Source organism: Hephaestia mangrovi, from assembly GCF_019880555.1.
GTDB lineage: Bacteria > Pseudomonadota > Alphaproteobacteria > Sphingomonadales > Sphingomonadaceae > Sphingomonas > Sphingomonas mangrovi.
Genome location: NZ_JAINVU010000003.1, coordinates 215,397 through 232,500, shown reverse-complemented (window position 1 = coordinate 232,500; position 17,104 = coordinate 215,397). Strand labels below are relative to the sequence as shown.

17 protein-coding genes and 1 tRNA gene are annotated in these 17,104 nt (G+C 66.7%); 11 read left to right on the top strand and 7 right to left on the bottom strand.

Features of this window, described 5'->3' with window-relative positions; translation table 11 throughout:
* Positions 1-380: 380 nt before the first annotated feature.
* The 5 genes from K7G81_RS08475 to K7G81_RS08455 all read left to right on the top strand — a co-directional run bounded on the left by K7G81_RS08475 (position 381) and on the right by K7G81_RS08455 (position 7,918).
* On the top strand, positions 381-773 hold the full coding sequence (locus K7G81_RS08475) for a hypothetical protein (protein WP_223030334.1): 393 nt from the start codon (positions 381-383) through the stop codon (positions 771-773).
* 148 nt (positions 774-921) lie between these two features.
* Positions 922-2,190, top strand: coding sequence for an efflux RND transporter periplasmic adaptor subunit (locus tag K7G81_RS08470; protein ID WP_223030333.1), 1,269 nt, complete (start codon positions 922-924; stop codon positions 2,188-2,190).
* 156 nt (positions 2,191-2,346) lie between these two features.
* Positions 2,347-5,526, top strand: coding sequence for an efflux RND transporter permease subunit (locus K7G81_RS08465; protein ID WP_223030332.1), 3,180 nt, complete (start codon positions 2,347-2,349; stop codon positions 5,524-5,526).
* A gap of 11 nt (positions 5,527-5,537) precedes the next feature.
* Positions 5,538-6,962, top strand: coding sequence for an efflux transporter outer membrane subunit (locus K7G81_RS08460; RefSeq protein WP_223030331.1), 1,425 nt, complete (start codon positions 5,538-5,540; stop codon positions 6,960-6,962).
* Between the two features lie 101 nt (positions 6,963-7,063).
* Entirely contained in the window at positions 7,064-7,918 is an 855-nt protein-coding gene (locus tag K7G81_RS08455; RefSeq protein ID WP_223030330.1) for a helix-turn-helix domain-containing protein, read from the top strand.
* Between the two features lie 60 nt (positions 7,919-7,978).
* Here K7G81_RS08455 and K7G81_RS08450 read toward each other — a convergent pair whose 3' ends face one another.
* Genes K7G81_RS08450 through K7G81_RS08440 form a run of 3 tightly spaced genes read right to left on the bottom strand, consistent with a single transcriptional unit; the run spans position 7,979 to position 10,360 of the window.
* Positions 7,979-8,608: a peroxiredoxin gene (locus K7G81_RS08450; RefSeq protein ID WP_223030329.1), complete on the bottom strand. Its 630-nt coding sequence runs from the start codon at positions 8,606-8,608 to the stop codon at positions 7,979-7,981.
* A 34-nt stretch (positions 8,609-8,642) separates the two neighbouring features.
* Positions 8,643-9,419: a sulfite exporter TauE/SafE family protein gene (locus tag K7G81_RS08445; protein ID WP_223030328.1), complete on the bottom strand. Its 777-nt coding sequence runs from the start codon at positions 9,417-9,419 to the stop codon at positions 8,643-8,645.
* A 5-nt stretch (positions 9,420-9,424) separates the two neighbouring features.
* Positions 9,425-10,360 carry an MBL fold metallo-hydrolase gene (locus K7G81_RS08440; RefSeq protein WP_223030327.1) on the bottom strand — a complete coding sequence of 312 codons (936 nt, stop codon included), beginning with the start codon at positions 10,358-10,360 and terminating at the stop codon, positions 9,425-9,427.
* A 131-nt stretch (positions 10,361-10,491) separates the two neighbouring features.
* On the opposite strand from K7G81_RS08440, the gene K7G81_RS08435 reads away from it, so the two are divergent.
* Positions 10,492-11,112: a peroxiredoxin gene (locus tag K7G81_RS08435; RefSeq protein ID WP_223030693.1), complete on the top strand. Its 621-nt coding sequence runs from the start codon at positions 10,492-10,494 to the stop codon at positions 11,110-11,112.
* Positions 11,109-11,471 carry an ArsR/SmtB family transcription factor gene (locus K7G81_RS08430; protein ID WP_223030326.1) on the top strand — a complete coding sequence of 121 codons (363 nt, stop codon included), beginning with the start codon at positions 11,109-11,111 and terminating at the stop codon, positions 11,469-11,471. Before K7G81_RS08435 ends, K7G81_RS08430 begins: the two co-directional genes overlap by 4 nt.
* 15 nt (positions 11,472-11,486) lie before the next feature.
* On the opposite strand, the gene K7G81_RS08425 is transcribed toward K7G81_RS08430, so the two are convergent.
* Together K7G81_RS08425 and K7G81_RS08420 are read right to left on the bottom strand one after the other, a co-directional pair.
* A complete protein-coding gene (locus tag K7G81_RS08425) occupies positions 11,487-12,266 on the bottom strand; it encodes an isocitrate lyase/PEP mutase family protein (RefSeq protein ID WP_223030325.1) in 780 nt (259 codons plus the stop codon).
* A gap of 10 nt (positions 12,267-12,276) precedes the next feature.
* Positions 12,277-13,293, bottom strand: coding sequence for a saccharopine dehydrogenase NADP-binding domain-containing protein (locus tag K7G81_RS08420; RefSeq protein WP_223030324.1), 1,017 nt, complete (start codon positions 13,291-13,293; stop codon positions 12,277-12,279).
* Positions 13,294-13,397: 104 nt separating this feature from the next.
* Here K7G81_RS08420 and K7G81_RS08415 point away from each other — a divergent pair, with 104 nt between their 5' ends.
* Positions 13,398-14,300, top strand: a complete 903-nt coding sequence (locus K7G81_RS08415) for a LysR family transcriptional regulator (protein ID WP_223030323.1) — start codon at positions 13,398-13,400, stop codon at positions 14,298-14,300.
* Positions 14,301-14,359: 59 nt separating this feature from the next.
* Here K7G81_RS08415 and K7G81_RS08410 read toward each other — a convergent pair.
* Both K7G81_RS08410 and K7G81_RS08405 read right to left on the bottom strand, forming a co-directional pair.
* Positions 14,360-14,444: transfer RNA gene (locus tag K7G81_RS08410), tRNA-Leu, on the bottom strand.
* A gap of 157 nt (positions 14,445-14,601) precedes the next feature.
* Complete coding sequence (locus K7G81_RS08405; RefSeq protein WP_223030322.1) at positions 14,602-16,110, bottom strand: YifB family Mg chelatase-like AAA ATPase; 1,509 nt, start codon at positions 16,108-16,110, stop codon at positions 14,602-14,604.
* A gap of 108 nt (positions 16,111-16,218) precedes the next feature.
* On the opposite strand from K7G81_RS08405, the gene K7G81_RS08400 reads away from it, so the two are divergent.
* From K7G81_RS08400 to rnpA, 3 genes are all read left to right on the top strand, one after another.
* Positions 16,219-16,515: a hypothetical protein gene (locus tag K7G81_RS08400; protein ID WP_223030321.1), complete on the top strand. Its 297-nt coding sequence runs from the start codon at positions 16,219-16,221 to the stop codon at positions 16,513-16,515.
* 89 nt (positions 16,516-16,604) lie between these two features.
* Positions 16,605-16,739, top strand: coding sequence for a 50S ribosomal protein L34 (rpmH, locus tag K7G81_RS08395; RefSeq protein ID WP_054123767.1), 135 nt, complete (start codon positions 16,605-16,607; stop codon positions 16,737-16,739).
* A 20-nt stretch (positions 16,740-16,759) separates the two neighbouring features.
* A complete protein-coding gene (rnpA, locus tag K7G81_RS08390; RefSeq protein WP_369412066.1) occupies positions 16,760-17,086 on the top strand; it encodes a ribonuclease P protein component in 327 nt (108 codons plus the stop codon).
* Positions 17,087-17,104: the final 18 nt, after the last annotated feature.

Here is a 17,104-nt window from a genome sequence, read left to right as displayed (position 1 = left end):
CGCCTAGAAACGGAGGCTGGACAAGAAAAATATCGATCGGTACAGAAAGTCCCCTTGACGACGTTCACCCCGTATTTATATACCGGTCAGTACGGAACAGCGAAGGGGTAGTCGCAACAGCGTCGTCGCCTGAAGGGGCGGCGGGTGTTCCGGATCGATTGGCTTGCCGCCGTTGAGCGGCGAGATACGTCCGGCACCATCTTGATCGGCCAGCGTAAGTGTATCGGGCCGATCATCTTCGACAGTTCAGGCTTCGCCGCCGCGGGCATGCGCCCGCGAACGGTGAGCGTCCAACCAAATTCATCGCCGGGCGGCCGAGGGGCTGGTTCGGCGCGCGGGAAGGGTTTTGTCTCGGCCTGCGCTGATCAGGGAGACAGGTGATGGCTTATCGCAATTTCGCCGAGCTGCATGAAACCGCGCTCGCGCCCCGCATTGTTGCTCCGGTTGCCGATGCGACGCCGGCGCGGCTGTCGCCGCTCGAATGGTCCGTCGTGGCGCTGGCGCAGACCGAGAAGCTGTCGAGCATCAACCGCCCGGGACGGCTCGCGGTCGCGATGCATCGGCTGTTCGGGCTGACATCGGCCAACGAGCTTGCCGATCCGCGGCTCGAGGCGCTGCGGCGGCTGGCGGTGATCGCCTGGCACCGCGGCTATGCGGTCCATTCTTCCGAAATCCATGCCTTCAAGCAAGCGGGCTTCAGCATGGCGCAATACGAATTGATACTCGCCAGCATCAGCCGCGGGCGCGACGCGATCAATCAGCGCGTGCATTGATCGCTCGATACCGCCTCGCAATAACAAAAAATTCGATGTGGGCGGTCGGGGCGTTTGACGAGAGGATCCGGGGTTCTCTGCTTGCGAGAACAAGGCATTTGGCGCGTCGCCCAGGCGGCGTTCGGACATCCAATCAGCGAGTGATACGATGAACATGTTGACGAAGATCGGCCGCGCAGACGAGCACGATCCCGAAACCCGATTGCCGAGCCGGGGGTGGCGGCGCGGATTGCTGATCGGCGTGCCGCTCGCGCTTGTTGCGTGGGGCGGCTATTCGATCGCTCACCGCGGCGATGCCGCGGCCGCTGCGCCGCCGCCGCCCGTGGTGACGGTGGCAGCGCCGATCACGCGATCGATCCACCAGTGGGACGATTATGTCGGCCGCTTCGAAGCGACCAAGACGGTCGAGGTGCGGCCGCGCGTCTCGGGCGAGGTCACGGCGGTGCATTTCAAGGATGGCGCGGTGGTCCACAAAGGCGATCTGCTGTTCACCATCGATCCGCGCCCGTTCGCGGCGGCACTGGCCGAGGCACGCGCGAGCGTGGCATCCGCGAAGAGCGATCTCAGCCTCGCCAAGGCCAATCTGGCGCGTGCGATGAAGCTGATCGACGTCGATGCGGTATCGCAAAGCGACGTCGACCAGTTGCGGGCGAAACAGCAGGCGGCGCAGGCCGCGCTAGCCGGCGCCGAGGCGCAGGTTCGGGCGCGGGCGCTCGACTTGAGCTTCACCCAGGTGCGGGCGCCGATCAGCGGGCGGATTTCCGATCGCCGCGTCGATGCCGGCAATCTGGTGGCGGGCGGCGACGGTTCAGCGGCGACGCTGCTGACGACGATCAACGCGCTCGATCCGATCTACTTCAGCTTCGACGCGTCGGAAGCCGAGTTCCTCAAGACCAAGCGCGACCAGCAGGCTGGCCACGCCGCCTCGCCGATCGAGGTCAAGCTGCAGGACGAGAATGCCTATCGCTGGCACGGCAAGCTCGATTTCACCGACAACGGGCTCGATCCCGATTCGGGGACGATCCGGGTACGTGCGGTGGTCGACAATCCGGAGATGTTCCTCACCCCCGGGATGTTCGGCAACGCGCGGCTGTCGAGCGGCGGCAGTGTTCAGGCGATGCTGGTGCCCGACGCGGCGATCGAGACCGATCAGACCCGCAAGCTGGTGATGGTCGTCGGCAAGGACGGCACCGCGCAGTCGAAGCCGGTCGAGCTCGGGCCCGTCGTCGATGGCCTGCGCGTGATCAAGAGCGGGCTTAGCCCACAGGATCGCGTCATCATCAGCGATCCGGAACTCGCGCAGCCGGGCAGCAAGGTCGTTGCCAAGGTAGGCAAGATCGCGCCGGTCGCGGCCGACGATCCGCCACCCGTGGTCAGCGACCCATCGAGCGGCGAAGCGACCTTCGCCGCGAATTAGGACCTGTTGGAGCGCCGAACACCAAGCCGTTCGAGCTGAGCCTGCCGGAGCCCGCCGTCGTAGCGGAGATCGCTCTTCGACAGGCTCAGCGTGAACGGGGGCGTGATCGGATCGACATCACTGGCCATCGAGGCCCAAATTTCAGGGAGCAGGCACATGCGCCTCTCACGGTTCTTCATCACGCGGCCGATCTTCGCCGCGGTGATCGCGGTCGTCATCACGATCGTCGGCGCCATCGCCTATCTTGGGCTGCCGGTATCGCAATATCCCGATATCGTTCCGCCCACGGTGACGGTGACGGCAAGCTATCCCGGCGCCACCGCGCAAACGGTGGCCGACACCGTCGCCGCGCCGATCGAGCAGCAGATCAACGGCGTCGACAACATGCTCTACATGTCGTCGCAATCGACCGGCGACGGCAAGGTGACGATCACCGTTACCTTCAAGATCGGCACCGATCTGGATGCCGCGCAGGTGCTGGTGCAGAACCGCGTCGCGATCGCGACGCCGACGCTGCCCGAAGAGGTCCAGCGGCTGGGCGTGGTGACGCAGAAGACGTCGCCGGACTTCCTGATGGTCGTCAACCTGATCTCGCCCGACAATTCGCTCGATCGCGGCTATATCTCCAATTACGCGCTGACCCAGATCCGCGACCGGCTGACTCGCATCGACGGCGTTGGCGACGTGCGGCTGTTCGGCAATCGCGATTACGCGATGCGGGTGTGGATCGATCCCGACCGCGCCGCCGCGCTCAATCTGACGGCCGGCGACATCGTTTCCGCGCTGCGTGCGCAGAACGTGCAGGTTGCCGCGGGCACGCTCGGCGCGCCGCCATATTCGCAGGGCAACGCCTTCCAGGTGAATGTCGAAGCGCAGGGCCGCTTCACCGATCCGAGCCAGTTTTCCAACATCGTCATCCGCACCGATGCGCAGGGCCATCAGGTGCGCGTGCGCGATGTGGCGCGTGTCGAACTGGGCGCCGACAATTATTCATCGAACACCTATCTGTCGGGCAAGCCGACGGTGATCATGGCGGTGTTCCAGCGCCCCGGATCGAACGCGCTGGCCGCGGCACAAGCGGTCAACAAGGAAATGAAGCAGGTCTCCAAGACGTTCCCCAAGGGCCTTGCCTATCGCGTCATCTATAACCCCACCGAGTTCATCTCGCAGTCGATCGACGCGGTGTTCCACACGCTGGGCGAAGCGGTGATCCTGGTGGTCCTGGTCATCATCGTCTTCCTGCAGAAATGGCGCGCGGCGATCATTCCGGTGGTGGCGATCCCCGTGTCGCTGATCGGCAGTTGCCTCGCGCTCGCGGCGTTCGGTTATTCGCTCAACAACTTGTCGCTGTTCGGCATGGTGCTGGCGATCGGCGTGGTGGTCGACGACGCGATCGTCGTGGTCGAGAATGTCGAGCGCAACCTCGAGCGCGGACTGTCCGCGCTGGAGGCCGCCAAGACCTCGATGGACGAGGTGTCGGCGGCGCTGATCGCGATCGTGCTGGTGCTGTGCGCGGTGTTCGTGCCGACGCTGTTCCTCACCGGCCTGTCGGGCGCGTTCTACCAGCAATTCGCGGTGACGATCGCCACCGCAACGATCATCTCGCTGATCCTGTCGCTGACGCTGTCACCGGCGCTCGCCGCCTTGCTGCTCAAGCCCGATGACCATCGCGGCGAGCGTCATGCGGTGGTGCGCTGGCTGCATCACGCTGGCGATCGCTTCAATCGCGGGTTCGAGCGCTTGAGCGAGGGCTATGCCAATCTCACGCGTCGGCTGGTGCGTCGTCCGAAGTCGATGATGATTACCTATGCCGGGCTGATCGCCGCAACGATCGGGCTGTTCTGGGTAACGCCGTCGGGCTTCATTCCCGCGCAGGATCAGGGCTATTTCCTCACCGTCATTCAGTTGCCGCCGGGCTCCTCGCTCGAACGCACCGATGCGGTGATGCAGAAGGTCGCCAAGCGCATCCTGCCGATCCCGGGCGTCAAGGGCTCGGTTATGCTCGCCGGCTTCGACGGGCCGTCGCAGACGCTCGCGCCCAACGCGGCCGCCGCCTACGTACCGCTCGAATCCTTCGAAGAGCGCAAGAAGCTCGGCGTCAGCTTCCAGCAGATCATGGCCGAGGCGCAGAAGCGCACTGCCGATATCAACGAGGCGCGGATCATGGTGGTGCCACCGCCGCTGATCCAGGGCATCGGTTCGGCCGGCGGCTATCGCATGATGGTCGAGGATCTGGGAGATCGCGGCTATGACGCGCTCGGCAAGAATGCCTATGGGCTGATCGGCAAGGCCAACCAGACCAAGGGGCTGAAGCAGGTTTATACCTTCTTCAACGCCGCGACGCCGCGCATCTTCGCCGATATCGATCGGCGCAAGTCGGACATGCTGGGTGTGCCGCCCGAGCGCGTGTTCGAGGCGCTGCAGGTCTATCTCGGCTCCACTTACGTTAACGACTTCAACCTGCTGGGGCGGACCTATCACGTCACCGCACAGGCGGAGGCCGATGCGCGCAAGACGCCCGCCGACATCGCCAACCTCAAGACCCGCTCCAATTCGGGCGCGATGGTGCCGATCGGATCGGTGGCGACGTTCGAGAGCAAGACCGGCCCGTATCGCGTGATGCGTTACAATCTGCACCCGGCCGTCGCGGTCGATGGCGATACGGCGCCGGGCTATTCGTCGGGCCAGTCGCTGGTGACGATGGAAAAGCTCGCCGATACGACGTTGCCGAAGGGCTATAGCCACGAATGGACCGGTATCGCCTTCCAGCAGAAGCTCGCGGGCAATACCGCCGGCGCTGTGTTCGCTCTGTCGGTGCTGTTCGTCTTCCTGGTGCTCGCCGCGCAATATGAAAGCCTGGTGCTGCCGCTGTCGATCATCCTGATCGTGCCGATGTGCCTGCTGGCGGCGATGATCGGCGTGAACCTGCGCGGCATGGACAATAACGTGCTGACGCAGATCGGGCTGGTCGTGCTGATCGCGCTGGCGGCGAAGAACGCGATCCTGGTGGTCGAATTCGCCCGCCAGGCCGAGGAAGAGGACGGCTTGTCGCCGGTCGAGGCGGCGGTGCGCGCGGCGCGTGATCGCCTGCGGCCGATCCTGATGACCAGCTTCGCGTTCATCCTCGGCTCCGTGCCGCTGCTGATCGCCAGCGGGGCGGGCGCCGAACTACGGCAGGCGCTCGGCACCGCGGTGTTCTTCGGAATGCTGGGCGTCACCGGCTTCGGCTTGATCTTCACGCCGACTTTCTACGTCGTCTGCCGCGCGCTCGGCGATCGGCTCTCGCGTCGCCGCAAGCGGCCGGACGCCGAGCCGATGCTGCAGCCCGCCGAATAAGGACACATTCTATGTCACGTCTTCGTGCTTCAATTGCCTCGCTATCCGCGCTCGCGCTCGCCGCGTGCGCGGTGGGGCCGGACTATGTCGCTCCTGCCCCTCCTGCGGCGGCGTCCGGCCCCTTTGTTGCCGCCGATACGCCCGCCGTTTCGACTGCGCCGATCGATCAAGACTGGTGGCGGCTCTATAACGACCCGGTGCTGGACGGTCTCGTCGGCGATGCGCTGAAGGCCAATACCGACATCCGCGTCGCGGTGGCGAACATCGCCAAGGCGCGCGCCGGCTTGAAAGGCGCGCGCGCCGACGAGTTGCCACAGACCACGCTGAGCGCCGATCCGACCTACGGCCGCCTGCCCGCGAGCCAGCGTGCCCCGGGCGCCAAGCGGGAGGATTGGTCGATCGATGCCGGACTCGACGTGTCGTACGAGGTCGACCTGTTCGGCCGCGTGCGCCGCGATGTCGAGGCGGCCAAGGGCGACGTCGCGGCCGCGCAATATGACGCCGATGCCGTGCGCGTCGCGGTGGTTGCCGATACGACGCGTGCCTATGCCGATGCCGCGTCCGCCGCGGCGCGGCTCGCGGTCGCGCGGCATATCGTGGAGCTGCTCAACCAGTCGCTGACGTTGACCGAGCGCCGCCATTCGGCCGGGCTTGCCAACGGCCTCGATACCGCGCGGATCGCCACGCTGCGCGATCAGCGCGCTGCCGATGTGCCGGCGATCCAGGCCGAGCGCGATGCCGCCTTGTTCCGGCTCGCGACGCTCACTGGCCGCGCGCCGGCCGATTTGCCGCCGATCGCCGGCGAGCGATCGACCACGCTGGAGATCACCCGGCCGATCCCGGTCGGCGACGGTCAGGCGCTGATCGCGCGCCGCCCCGACGTGCGGGCCGCCGAACGCCGGCTGGCGGCGGCCACCGCACGGATCGGCGTCGCCACCGCCGATCTCTATCCGCACATCTCGCTCGGTGCCTCGATCGGGTCGACCGGCACCTCGATCAGCGACATTTTCGGGGCGGGCCCGCTGCGCTGGCTGCTCGGCCCGCTGATCAGCTGGTCGTTCCCCAACCAGAGCGCGGCGCGCGCCAAGATCGCCGGGGCCAGGGCCGATACCCAGGCCTCGCTCGCCACTTTCGACGGCACGGTGCTGACCGCGCTGCGCGAAACCGAGACGGCGCTGTCTGCTTATGGCCACGATCTCGATCGTCGTACCGCGCTCAAGGCGGCCTATGACCAGGCCCAGCATGCCGCGGTCATCACCCGCGCGCAGCAGCATGAAGGCGCAGTCAATTCGCTCGACCTGCTTGATGCGGAGCGGACCTTTGCCGACGCGCAGGCCGCGCTGGCCGATGCCGACGCGCGGATCGCCGACGATCAGATCAACCTGTTCGAAGCGCTCGGCGGTGGCTGGCAGGGCCCGCCGGCGCAATCTTCCTAGAGCGCCTTTTGTAGCGGTTCGCCGGCGGAAAGGAGGTCCGGCTTTCGGGCTTTTCGAAGATGATGTAGAAATAGCTCCCGTGTTGCGTGAATGGGGGCAGCGTGACTCATCTTCATCTCGATTACGCCATACCGGATGCGGCGCTGTCCGATTACATCACGGTCTTCTATCGATTTCGCTCCGACCTGCCGGGCCTTGAGGAAACCGAGCGGGCCGATCGCGCGCAGATCCGGTTCGTCCTGCATGATGGCGGCGGCGAATATCGCTTCGCCGATGGCCGCGTCCAGCAAGCCATGGACGTGCATATCGTCGGCCCGACGACCGGGCCGCGCGTCATCTGCGCCGATCGCCCGGTCCATGTGTTCGGCGCGGGGCTCGCGCCGTGCGGCTGGGCGGCGCTGATCGGCGTGGACGCCTCTACCATGGTCAACCGCCTGGTCGATGCCGCCGATCTGTTCGGCGATCGGGTGATCGCCGCGCGAGAGGCGCTACGCTCGGCCGCCGACCTTGCCGGGATGCAGGCGATCGCCACCGCCTTGCTGCTCGAGCTGCTGCGAGACAGCTGCAGCGACACGTTGCGCTTCGTGCGCCAGGTCAACGACTGGCTGGCGGCGCATCCGTCGCCCGATATCGAAAGCCTGATCGGCGCGACCGGGCTTTCACGCCGTCAGCTCGAGCGCAATTGCAACCGCCTGTATGGCATGCCGCCCAAATTCCTGGCGCGAAAGTATCGGGCGTTACGCGCGGCCGTGTCGCTGATTCTCGATGGCGATTCACTGGATGAGGTGATCGATCGCGGCTTTTACGATCAGTCGCATCTGATCCGCGAGATCAGGGAATTTACCGGCCTTACGCCGCGTCAGCTCAAGGCCGATCCCGGCCGGATCGCCGCGTTGAGCGTCGGGCTCCGCCACAATCTGAGCGGGCAGATCGATCCATTGGTGAGCGACGCCTGACCCTAGATTCCATCTGCGGGTGCGGGGAGGGGGCGCCGCATCGCGACACCCCCGGCCAGCTCAATCGACCTTGGTCGTGCGCAGATAGGGCCGATGCTCGGTCCAGCCCTGCGGGAACAGGCCCTTGGCTTCCTCGTTGCTGATCGAGGGCGGGATGATGACCTCCTTGCCTTTCTGCCAGTCGGCGGGCGTGGCGATCCGCTTGGCATCGCCGAGCTGCAGCGAATCGATCACCCGCAGGATTTCGTCGAAATTGCGGCCGACGCTCATCGGATAGGTCATCGTCAGGCGGATCTTCTTGTTGGGATCGATGATGAACACCGAACGCACCGCCGCGGTTTCGCTCTGCTCGGGGTGGATCATGTCGTAGAGCCGGGCGACCTTCAGATCCTTGTCGGCGACGATCGGGAACTGGAGGTCGGTCTTCTGGGTGTCGTTGACGTCGGCGATCCACTTGCGATGCTCCTCGGCGGTGTCGGTCGACAGGCCGAGCGGCTTCACGTTGCGCGCGGCGAACTCGCCGGCAAGCTGCGCGGTGCGACCCATCTCGGTGGTGCAGACCGGCGTGAAATCGGCCGGGTGGCTGAAGAAGAACACCCAGGCGTCGCCGGCCCAGTCGTGAAAGCTGATCGGGCCCTGCTGGGTCTCGACGGTGAAATCGGGGGCGGTATCGCCGATGTGCAGGCTCATTGCTGTCTCCTGTGGTTACGTGTGGGTTGAGGGTTCAAAGGGCGGCGGCGCTCTTCCAGAGCATATAGGCGGCGACGACGAAGATCAGGATCGCGAACACCGTGGTAAGCGTGCCCGATCCGGACAGGCGCCTGGCCAACATCGTGCCCAGCACGCCGCCCGCGACGCCACCGACGATGAAGATGCCGGCGAGCGGCCAGTCGACCAGGCCGGACCAGGCATAATTGGCCGCGGTCGTCAGCCCGAAGGCGGTGACCGCGACAAGGCTGGTGCCGACCGCGTTGATCATCGGCATGTCGGTCGACAGGCGCAAGCCCGGCACGATCAGGAAGCCGCCCCCGATACCGAAAAAGCCGGAAAACGCGCCGGTGCCGAAACCGTAGCCCATAATCTTCGGCGCGTTCTCGCGGCTCAGATGCGCGCCCGGCATGCCGCCCGCCTTGCGCCCGCGCAGCATCAGCACACCGACCGCGACCATCACCAGCGCGAACAGGAACAAGAGCTTGTGCCCGTCGAACGCCTTGCCCGCAGTCGAGCCGATCAGCGCGCCGACGATCCCGGCGGCGGCATAGACTGCGCCGCAACGCCATTTGACGGTATGCGCGCGGGCATGGCTGGCGAGCCCGGTGGCGGCGTTGGCGGCGACCGCCAGCGCGCTGGTGCCGATCGCCATGTGCGGGCTCGGCACGCCCACCAGATAGACCATCAGCGGCACTGCGAGGATCGATCCGCCGCCGCCGACCAGCCCGAGCGAGAAGCCGACCAGCCCGCCGGACAAGGCGCCGAGCACATATTGGAGCGGATCGAGCACGCTCGTCAGACGGCGTCGAGCGGAATCTTGAGGTAGCGCGTGCCGTTGTCCTCCGGCTCCGGCAGCCGCCCGCCGCGCATGTTGACCTGCACCGCGGGCATCAACAGCGTCGGCATCGCCAGCGTCTCGTCGCGCGCAGTGCGCATCGCGACGAAATCATCCTCGCCGACGCCGTCATGGACATGGACGTTGGCGTCCCGCTCGGCCCCGATCGTCGTTTCCCAGGCAAAGGCATCGCGGCCGGGCGCCTTGTAATCGTGGCACAGGAACAGCCGTGCCTCGCGCGGCAGCGACAACAGCCGGCGGATCGATCGGTAGAGCTGGTGCGCGTCGCCGCCGGGGAAGTCGGCGCGCGCGGTGCCGAAATCGGGCATGAAGATCGTGTCGCCGGCAAACACGGCGTCGCCGATGATATACGCCATATCGGCCGGCGTGTGGCCGGGCACATGCAGCACGGTGGCGCTCAATTCGCCAATCGTGAAAGTGTCGCCATCGTCGAACAGCCGGTCGAACTGCGATCCGTCACGTTCGAATTGGGTGCCGGCGTTGAACAATTTGCCGAACACCTCCTGCACCCGGCAGATGTCGCGGCCGATCGCCAGCTTGCCGCCGAGCTTCGCCTGCAGATAGGGCGCGGCCGACAAGTGATCGGCATGGGCGTGCGTTTCGAGCAGCCACTCGACCGTCAGCTTTTCGGCCTCGACATAGGCAATGATCGCATCTGCCGAGGCGAAGGAGGTGCGCCCGGCGGCGGGATCATAGTCCATCACCGAATCGATGATCGCGGCTGCGCGTGTGGCGGGATCGTGCACGGCATAGCTTGCCGTGAAGGTCGCCTCGTCGAAAAACGCCTTCACGACCGGCCGCTTGCCATTGTCGGCGCGGGCGGCCTTGATCACCGCGGTTGCGCGCGCCAGCGCGTCTGTCTCTCGAGTGGCCATTGCCACCTCCCGACCAATAACACTTTACAATTACAAATAAGTGTGTAATTTGAAAATGTCAATGTTGCCGATGGGCGCGTTCGCCCCTTTTTGACGGGAGATCACTGTTGGAGTCCACCCCGCCCGCCACGATGCTGCGCCTTGGCGACGAGGCACCAAATTTCACTGCGCGCAGCACGCAAGGCCCGATTTCGCTGAGCGATTATCGCGGCCGCTGGCTGGTGCTGTTTTCGCACCCCGCCGATTTCACCCCGGTCTGCACCAGCGAGTTCGTCGCGCTGGCCAAGGCAGCCGGCGAATTCGCCGCGCTCGATTGCGCGCTGATGGCGTTGTCGGTGGATTCGCTCTACTCGCACCTCGCCTGGATCCGGCTGATCCACGACATGTTCGGCGTGACGGTCGACTTCCCGATCATCGAGGATCCCACGCTGGAGATCGCCCGCGCCTATGGCATGATCGGCTGCGATGCGGTCGATGCGGCGGCGGTGCGCACCACCTATTTCCTCGATCCCGACGGGGTGCTGCGCGCCTCGACCTGTTACCCCGCCGAAGTGGGGCGCTCGGTCGACGAGATGCTGCGCATCCTTACCGCGCTTCAGCGTGTGCACCGCGGGTCGTGTCTGGTTCCCGCCAACTGGACGCCGGGCGACGACCTGCTGCGCGTGCCGCGCGCCTCGGTGGCGGAGATCGTCAAGGAAAAGAACGCCGGCGACTGGTTCTACACCACGATTCCCGACAAGGGGGCGGCATGAGCGACGCACCCGATTTCACCGCGCGCGCCGAGGTGCTGCGCGCGATCGCCCATCCGGTGAGGCTTGAATTGCTCTGGGCGATCATGCCCGGCGAGCTTTCCGTCGGCGATATCGAAAGCGCCACCGGGATCACCCAGCCGGGGCTGTCGCAACAGCTCGGCGTGCTGCGCAAGGCCGAGCTGGTCGAAACGCGGCGCGAGGCGAAGCAGGTCTTCTACCACATCGATGCCGCCCGCATGGGTGAGATCGCCGATCTGCTGTGCCGGCTCGCCGGGACGACCCGGACACCCGGAACCTCGCCGCCCGGCCGGCCGGCCAAGCGCCATGGCAGCGCCGCGACCTTCGCCCGTGTCGGCTGACCGTTTCCCGCTCGATCATCCGTCTCCGCCGGCGGTCCGACCGTCGAATACGCGCTGCGCTGCCTGTTCCAGCGCCTTCATCGCGAGAAGGTAAGGCGCCGGCCCATAGCTCAATCGCGCCGCGCCTGCCTGGGCGAACGCTGCCGGCGCGGGCGAAGTCGCGCTCAGCATGATGTTGACGGGCAGGGGGCTGGCAGAGGTGAACTCGGCGATCATTGCCATATCCGTCAGGCCGGGCACGAAAATGCCGTCCGCGCCGGCATCCGCATAGGCCCGCGCGCGTTCCATCGCCAGCTCTAGCATGGACGCGCCGGCTGTCTTGGCGCCCGGCTGGAAGAAGACGTCGGTGCGCGCATTGATGAAATAGTCGACCCCGCTGGCGTCCGCGGCACGTCGGATCGATCGCAGACGGTCGACCTGATCGGCGACGTCCCGCAGCGTTCCGTCGGCCGGAAAACTGTCTTCGACATTGCAGCCGATCGCGCCGGCCTCGATCGTCCGCGCCGCGGTCTGCGCCGGATCGTCATAGCCGCTTTCGATATCGACGCTGACCGGCAGGGCTGTTGCCGCGGTAATGCGCGCGACATTGGCGATCACCAGATCGAGCGGTACGGTCTCGCCGTCGGTCATGCCGAGCGCGGCTGCCACTGCCCAGCTGCCGGTCGCCAGCGCTTGCGCGTTCGCCGCCGCGACCGCCTTCGCGCTCCCCGCGTCCCATATGTTGAAGAGGACGAGCGGGTCGCCGGGGACATGGAGTGCCTTGAAACGCTCGGCCTTGAGTTGTTGCTCGGTCATGTCTGGTCCTTCAGCAATAGTTGATGTGGAAGCCGGGATAGCGAGCGGCAACCGCTGCGAGAAAGTCTCGCGGCTCGAACAGGTCGTTCGGCGCGAACGCGCCGCCGCCGGGCACCTTGGTGCGACCGTCCGCGATCCGCACTGCCGCCTCGACGACGATCGGCGCGGTAACCGCGTAAATGTCCTCGCCGGTGGCTGCGGCGCGGCGCTGCATCGCGCCGCGCCCGACGACCACCTCGACCATGAATGCCTCGCGCGATCTTCCTTCCGGACGAGTGGGCGTGGCCGGATCGCGCACATCCGCGAGCGCGCTGGCGTTGATGAAGCTCCGTGCGTCGGCGATGCGTCGATCGCGGGCAAGAAGAACGATCTCGCTGAAGGGGATTTCCTCGATCTTCCGGTGTCGGAAGGGCGCGGGGAAATCCCAGTCACGCTGCCCCTCGGCGCGGCCTATCTCGACAAGGGCACGGTTGGCCAATCTTACCCTCGGCACGTTATTGCGCGCGCCCGTAATGCGCGTTCCCTCGGTCGGATGCCAGTGGTCGAGCGCATAGTGAGTCCGCACCGTGTCGACATCGCGCCAATCTCGCATCGCCGCGTGCGCCAGAAGATCGGCCAGGGCGCCGTAGAAGCCCGCTGCCGGGACGAGCTTGATCCCGGTCCGCCACGCGGCGTTCGCATATTGCGAGAAGCTGTCGCGGGCCGATTGCTGCTCCGCCGTTATGTCCAAATAGCTGGCGTTCGCACGCAATGCCGCCGCGATAACCGGCGCTGCCGTGTCGAGAAAGGGGCCGGCGCAATTGATGATCACGGCTGCGCCCGCGAACGCGCGCTCCAGCGCCGCCGGATCGTCGAGCGCAGCGACGTGCACGGCATCGGCGTGCAGCCCGGCCAGCTTCTGCGCATCGCGGCCGATCGCCACCGACGTCAGCCCGCGTCGGCGAAGCTCTGCGATGACGAAACGTCCGGTGTGTCCCGACGCGCCATAGACGGCGATCGGATTCTTGCCCTCGGTGGTTGCTCTCACGCCACCCTCCATCAATTCGCCTTGGTGATGCGGCGATCGATAGACGGCCCCGGATAGTGCAGATATAGCAAAGACCGAAAATAGCTTGTGCTGAAAGAGCAATAATGAAGCTGGCGAATCTCGACCTGTTCGAAGACGTATGCCGCCGCGGCAGCTTCAGTGCGGCGGCGCGGGCGCGCAACGTCGCGCCGTCGGTCGTGTCGCGCGCAATCGCGGCGCTGGAGGCGGAGCTGGGCGCGCTGCTTTTCTATCGGACGACCCGGAAGATCGCGCCGACCGAGGCCGGCACGCTGCTTCTTCGCGAACTCGAACAGCATCTCGAGGCGCTTCGCGTGCTGCCCGCCACGCTTGCCGAGGCGACCGACGTTCCATCCGGCCTGCTGCGCGTTTCGGCGTCGCATTCGTTCGGCATCCATTGCCTCGGCCGGCTCATTCCCGCCTTCTGCGATGCCTATCCGCAGGTGCGGGTGGAATTGTCGCTGACCGATCAGGTCGTCGACATCGTCGGCGAGCGATTCGATCTTGCGCTCCGTCATGGCCCGCTGGCCGATTCGAGCATGATCGCGGTGCCGGTATTGCGCACGCGCTACCATGTCTGTGCCAGCCCGGCCTATCTTGCGGCAAAGGGCAGGCCGGCGCGGCTATCCGATATTACCGCGCGCGATTGCCTGACCTTTCCACTGGCCGGATTTTCCGACGTCTGGCGTTTTCAGGATGCCGGTGGCGAGGTTTCCGACGTGCCGATACGCAGCGCCATGTCGGCGAACAGCGGCATCGTCTTGCGCGATTGCGCGATCCGCGGTCAGGGCATCGTGCTGTTGAGCAACTGGTTGATCGGCGCCGATCTCGCGGCGGGACGACTGATCGATCTCTTCCCCGATCATGTCGCGACGCCCAGCACGTTTCAGACGGCGATTTCCGCGGTTTACCCCAACCGCAAATTCACGCCGAAGAAGGTGTCCGCCTTCGTCTCGTTCCTGCGGATCGAGCTTGCGAAATCAGGCTAGCGCACTGCCGCCCCGCGCGGCAGTTAGCCAACCGCGCGACAATTTCCGGGTTTCGCGAATGGTGCCCCTGGCCGGACTCGAACCAGCATGCCTTGCGGCACTCGATTTTGAGTCGAGCGCGTCTACCAATTTCGCCACAGGGGCAGCGAGGCGTCTCGCTAGACGAAGCGCCGCTCGCTCGCAAGCGCCCGCTTTGACGCAAGTGGATTGAATGCCGGGGTGTGCGGGGATTCAGTTCAGGGTGCGGCGAAGCGCAGAAGGTCATGCTTTGCAGCCCGCCATGAGCTGAACGCCCGCGCACCTAGTTGCGCGGCGCCTGGCGGCGGTAGCTCAATGCCTCGGCGACGTGGATACGGCCGATGCCGGACGCGCCGGCAAGATCGGCGATCGTGCGCGCCACTCGCAACACCCGGCCGTAGCCGCGCGCGGTGAGCCGCATCGCGGTCGCGGCCTGGCGCAGCAACGCCATCCCGGCCTCGTCGGGCGTCGCGACCGCGTCGAGCAGCGGGCCGTCGGCCTCGGCGTTGGTCCGCGCCGCATGGTCGGTATAGCGCGCCGCCTGGAGCGCGCGTGCCGCGGCGACGCGCGCGGCGACCTCGGCCGATCCTTCGGCGGGCGGCGGCAGCACCAGGTCGGCCGCGCTCACCGCCGGCATCTCGACATGCAGGTCGATGCGGTCGAGCAACGGGCCGGACACCTTGGCCTGATAATCCGCCGCGCATTTCGGCGCGCGCGAGCAGGCCAGCGCGGCATCGCCCAGATGCCCGCAGCGGCAGGGATTCATCGCCGCGACCAGTTGGACGCGCGCCGGGAAGGTGACGTGCGCATTGGCGCGCGCCACGCTGACGGTGCCGCCTTCGAGCGGCTGGCGCAGCGATTCGAGCACCGCGCGCTGGAATTCGGGCAGCTCGTCGAGGAACAGCACGCCGAGATGCGCCAGGCTGACCTCGCCGGGTTTGACCTTCAGCCCGCCGCCGGTCAGCGCGGCCATCGAGGCGGAATGATGCGGGCTGCGGAACGGCCGCGTCCGGGTCAGCCGCCCGCCGGTCAGCGTTCCCGCAACCGATTGCACCATCGAGACTTCGAGCGCCTCGGCGGCGTCGAGCGGCGGCAGGATGCCGGGCAGGCACGCTGCGAGCAGTGATTTGCCCGCGCCGGGCGGGCCGATCATCAGCAGATTATGCCCGCCCGCCGCGGCGATCTCCAGCGCCCGCTTGGCGGTTTCCTGACCCTTGACCTGCCTGAGATCGGGGCCGATCGCGGCGTCCTCCGCCTCACCCGGCTGCGGCGTGGCGAGCAGGCCGTGGCCCTTGAAATGGTTGATGAGGGCCAGCAGGTCGGGCGCCGCGACCACCTCGATCTGCCCGGCCCACGCCGCCTCGGCCCCTTGCGCGGCGGGGCAGATCAGCCCCTTGCCCTGCTCCGAGGCGTGAAGCGCTGCAAGCAGCACGCCGGGCGACGCGGCGATTCGCCCGTCGAGCCCCAACTCGCCGACGATCACGTAATCGGCCAGCGTCTCGGCATCGACCACGCCCATCGCCGCGAGCAGCCCGAGCGCGATCGGCAGGTCGAAATGCGATCCTTCCTTGGGCAAATCCGCCGGCGACAGATTGACCACGATCCGCTTGGGCGGCAGCGCCAGCCCCATCGCCGCCACCGCGCCGCGCACCCGCTCGCGGCTTTCCGCCACCGCCTTGTCGGCCAGCCCGACGACGTTGAACGCCGGCAGACCCGGGATCAACTGCACCTGCACCTCGACCGGGCGCGCCTCGAGCCCGAGATAGGCGACAGTCGATACGATCGCGGTCATCGAAATTCCCCCCGAAACCGTGTCATAGCCGGTTTTGGCCGCAAGGGAACCGCGCGCCGGCGGCGCGTGCGTCTTGCCATTCCAACACACCGCCCCCAAATCGACGCGATGGACGAGCCCGGCCCGCCCAAGACCCGCCATCCGGCGATCCGCTATACGTTGCTCGGCACCGGCTGGCTGCTGATCGCGCTGACGCCGGTGGTCGGCCCGCTGCCCGGCCCCGGGGGCGTTTTCGTGCTCGCCGGCGGGCTGACGCTGGTGTTGCGCAACTCGCGCTGGGCGCGGCGTGCCTTCGCCCGGTCGAAGCGTCGCTGGCCGCGGTTCGGCGATCTCGCCGATCGCGGGTTGCGGCGCAAGAGCGCGCGGCGGCGGCGCGAACGCGCGCGACAGGGCGAAGTGCGTTGACTCACGCACGGTCGCTGCGTATGGGGCACCGTAGCTGTGGCCGCCGCTTTCGGCGGCCTTTTGCATTCAGATTCGAATAGGAATGAACGATGAAGCGGACCTTTCAGCCGAGCAACCTGGTGCGGGCACGCCGTCACGGCTTCCGCGCGCGGATGGCGACGGTCGGCGGCCGCAAGGTGCTGCGCGCCCGCCGCGCGCGCGGCCGCAAGAAGCTCTCGGCGTAAACGCTGATACGCGCGGCGCGGTGACCATCCTCACCGCCCGTCGCGATTTCCTCGCCGCCAATCAGGGCAGGCGAGCGCCGATGCCCGGTTTCGTGCTGCTCGTCCGTCATCGCGATGACGGCGACGCGACGATGCGCGTCGGCTTCACCGTGACCAGGAAGATCGGCAACGCCGTCGTTCGCAACCGCATGAAACGCCGCTTCCGCGCGCTCGCTCGCGAGTTGCTGCCCGCGGCGGGCGTTCGCGGTGCCGATCACGTCCTGATTGGCCGCGCCGGCGGTGTGGAGCGCGATTTCGCCCAGCTCCGCGCCGAACTGACCAAGGCGCTGGGGAAGCTGGCGCGATGATCCGATCCAAACGATTCG